Source organism: Paenisporosarcina sp. P4_D4, assembly GCF_056401835.1.
Genome location: NZ_JBFUIO010000171.1, coordinates 1 through 3,504, shown reverse-complemented (window position 1 = coordinate 3,504; position 3,504 = coordinate 1). Strand labels below are relative to the sequence as shown.

The window sequence follows — 3,504 nt, the reverse complement described above, 5'->3', positions numbered from 1 at the left end:
TGCCAGCTCAAACCCTTCCTCACTCATATGTGGCGATGAAAGATAGATTTTCTCTGACTTTGGATTTAGTTGAGAATTCCCATCACTCTTCGACTTCTCGCTCCGGATACCTGACAAGATATTCCTTCTTTCTACTCGTTATGGGTATTGCATTTTTTGTGTATTCGCGCTGGGTGCTGCGGTTGCTAGTATTACCAATTGATTTTATTGAATTACACTTCGGAAGCTTTGTTTATTAGCAATTTTAAGTAACACATCTTTAAGATTCTCATTATTTAAATCAAGCATCTTATCCAATAAATTCTTCATATCTATATTGTTAATTGGTGTGGACTTACCAATATAAATTTTCGGAAAAACATGTTCGTTTTGAATTTCGTCTTCGTTTAATAATTCTTCAAATAATTTTTCACCCGGTCGAATTCCTGTGAATTCTATATCAATTTCATCTTCTTGATACCCGGATAAGCGGATTAAACTCTTTGCTAAGTTCACAATTTTTACGGGTTCTCCCATATCAAGGACAAATATCTCTCCATTTGTTGCAAGTGTTCCTGCTTGAATGACAAGACTCGAGGCTTCAGGAATCGTCATGAAATACCTAGTCATCTCAGGATCAGTAACAGTGACTGGTCCGCCTTTTGCAATTTGTGCTTTAAATAGAGGAACAACACTTCCACTAGAACCTAAGACATTTCCAAACCGTACAGCGGCAAAGTGCGTTTTACTATTAACCGCCAAGTTTTGGATAATCATTTCTGCAAATCGTTTCGTCGCACCCATGATATTTGGTGGGTTCACTGCTTTATCAGTCGAAATCATTACAAAGCAGGAAACACCAATTTCTTTTGCTGCCTCTGCTACATTCAGAGTTCCGTAAATATTATTTTTGACTGCTTCTCTTGGATTAAATTCCATGAGTGGTACATGTTTGTGGGCAGCTGCATGATAAACTACATCTGGTTTATAAATCTCCATAATTTCAAATATCCGACTGCGATCTTGGATATCAGCAATTATTGGTATAACTTTAGTATTAGATGAAACTAGGTTCCGCATTTCCAAATCAATTTTATAAATGGAATTTTCTCCATGTCCTAATAGAATAATTTCTTTAGGTTCGAATCTCGCCACTTGTCTGCATATTTCTGAACCTATGGAGCCACCTGCTCCAGTTATAAGAATTTTTTTATTCGTAAGTTGATTTGCAATTGCGAGCATATCAAGTCTTACTTCCTCACGCCCAAGTAAGTCCTCAAAACGAACATCTCGAATTTCATTTACGGATAACTTACCAGTCATAATATCTTCTATCCTAGGAATAGTTTGAGTTTTCACGCCTGTCCCAACACAAATTTTCGTTAATACAATCATTTCCTGTTTAGACAATGAGGGAATTGCAATAATAATTAACTCGATTTTGTATCTTGCAACAATCTCTGGAATATTAACGATTTTCCCTAATACTTCAACTCCATAAATTTCAAGATTTTGCTTAAAGAGATTATCATCTATAAAACCAACTGGTTGTAATTGCCTATCCTGATTTCTTAATAATTGACGAACCACCATCGTACCTGCTGCTCCTGCTCCTACTATTAAAGTACGTTTTGTTTTCAAGTTTAATTTTCGTTTCATTAAATCAGTAGCTAAGCGCCAGGAAAAACGTGAACCACCAATAAAAAGAATATGAACCATCCATGTGATGACTAACACCCGAACGTAAATATCTTGATTGACTATTACTTGCATAAGCATTACTGAAATAATCGAATAGGTCACTGCACGAACTATTGAGGTAAGTTCACCAATTGAAGCATACAACCAAACCTTTCGATAAAGTCCATAACGCCAAGCAAAAAAATGATGCGCTAAAAAAATAGTTATTACACTTAGAATTAACACTTTTTCTGTTAAAACATTTAAATAGGGGTATAGAATTAAATAACTAGCAAACATCGAAAAAACAACAATAAAAGAATCCAATACAAAAAGTAATGTTTTCCATTTCTTTACCGTCATTGAGCACATACTCTTTTCTTTAGTAGGATTTAAATAAAAAATTTTTTTCTTGGAATCTGCTCGGGCTGTAGCTTACTAATATTTTGATTATTAACAAGTTCAATCGATTGCTTTTTCAATTTTGTCGTATACTCAATCCCTAATTTTTTATCTACTATGTTCCATGCATCTTTCCATTTAAACACTCGGCTAGTCAGATTGTGTGCATCTGATCCAATAAAATGGGTCAATTGATATTCAATCATTTGAATACTCAAGCGTTGTAATTTTCTACCGAACCCGCCTGCTATACTTGTTGCGGTTACTTGAGAATATGCACCATTTTTTATTAATTGATAAAGTTTTTCTGGATTCCTTGCAATTTCAGCATTGCGCTCTGGATGTGCAATCACAGGGATAATTCCTTTTACTAGTAAGTTATAAAACAACTTCTCCGTATATAGTGGAATATTAGACGATGGCAGTTCGATTAATATCATCTTAGAATGGTTTAATGTTAATAGTTCTTCATCTAAATCTAAGACACTCTCCAGTTCTCCAAATAATCTTATTTCTTGCCCGGTCAATACAGTTAAAGGAATTTGTGCAGCTGAAAATATTTCATTCAGCTTAAGAACGTTCTTTACAACTATTTCTTTGGGGTTATGGTAAGAAGGATGTCTGTGATGGGGTGTTGCTATAATAGTAGATATCCCTTCAGAAACAGCTTGTTTTGCCATATTGATACTCTCTTCTAATGTTCGTGCGCCATCATCAAGACCGAAAGTTATGTGTGAGTGTATATCAATCAACATTCCCATCCTCGTAACTGTATTTTTTAATAATCTTTAACATGAATTTTAGGTTTTGAAAGGATATTACAATTAATAATTAGTTAAGAATTTAATTATTTTGTATGAAACCTTTGCTAACCTAATTACTTAGTTTGTCCATAATAATAGGTGGTTTGATAAGGTGAGTCTTTCATCATTTTATTATTTAACACAACTCCTAATAGTTTGCTGCTTGCACTCATTAGTATATCTTTTGCTCGAATGGCTCCTTCTTTTTCTGTAGAACCACTTTTCACTACCAAAATAGATCCGTCACATTTATTTGCTAGTATTTGTGCATCTGCTACGGCAAGTATAGGAGGTGTATCAAATAAAATTAATTCAAAACTAGCTTTTAATCGGTCCATCAATTGAGACATCATTTCTGATTGAAGCAGTTCTGCTGGATATGGGGGAATTGTTCCGCTAGGTAATAGAAACAAATTAAGTACTGGAGTTTGTTGTATAACATCTCCTAGTGAGGCTTTTTTCATCAATAAATTTGTTAAACCTTTTGTATTTTTAATATTAAAGGTATAGTGAATTGTCGGTTTCCGTAAATCTGCATCTACAAGCAGCACTTTTTTTCCTTGTTGAGCAAACACAATAGCTAAGTTTGCAATGGTCGTTGATTTTCCTTCTCCAGGATTTGGTGAAGTAATAATAATGG

At 34.3% G+C, this 3,504-nt stretch carries 3 protein-coding genes; all 3 read right to left on the bottom strand.

Annotation, left to right across the window (positions count from 1 at the left end):
• Positions 1 to 204 precede the first annotated feature (204 nt).
• Positions 205 to 2,022 (bottom strand): polysaccharide biosynthesis protein, encoded by a 1,818-nt coding sequence (locus tag AC1DSL_RS16455; protein ID WP_477533021.1) that lies wholly within the window; start codon positions 2,020 to 2,022, stop codon positions 205 to 207.
• Between the two features lie 29 nt (positions 2,023 to 2,051).
• Entirely contained in the window at positions 2,052 to 2,816 is a 765-nt protein-coding gene (locus AC1DSL_RS16450) for a tyrosine-protein phosphatase (RefSeq protein ID WP_477533020.1), read from the bottom strand.
• A 122-nt stretch (positions 2,817 to 2,938) separates the two neighbouring features.
• A partial coding sequence (locus tag AC1DSL_RS16445) for a CpsD/CapB family tyrosine-protein kinase (RefSeq protein WP_477533019.1) occupies positions 2,939 to 3,504 on the bottom strand: 566 nt, incomplete at its 5' end.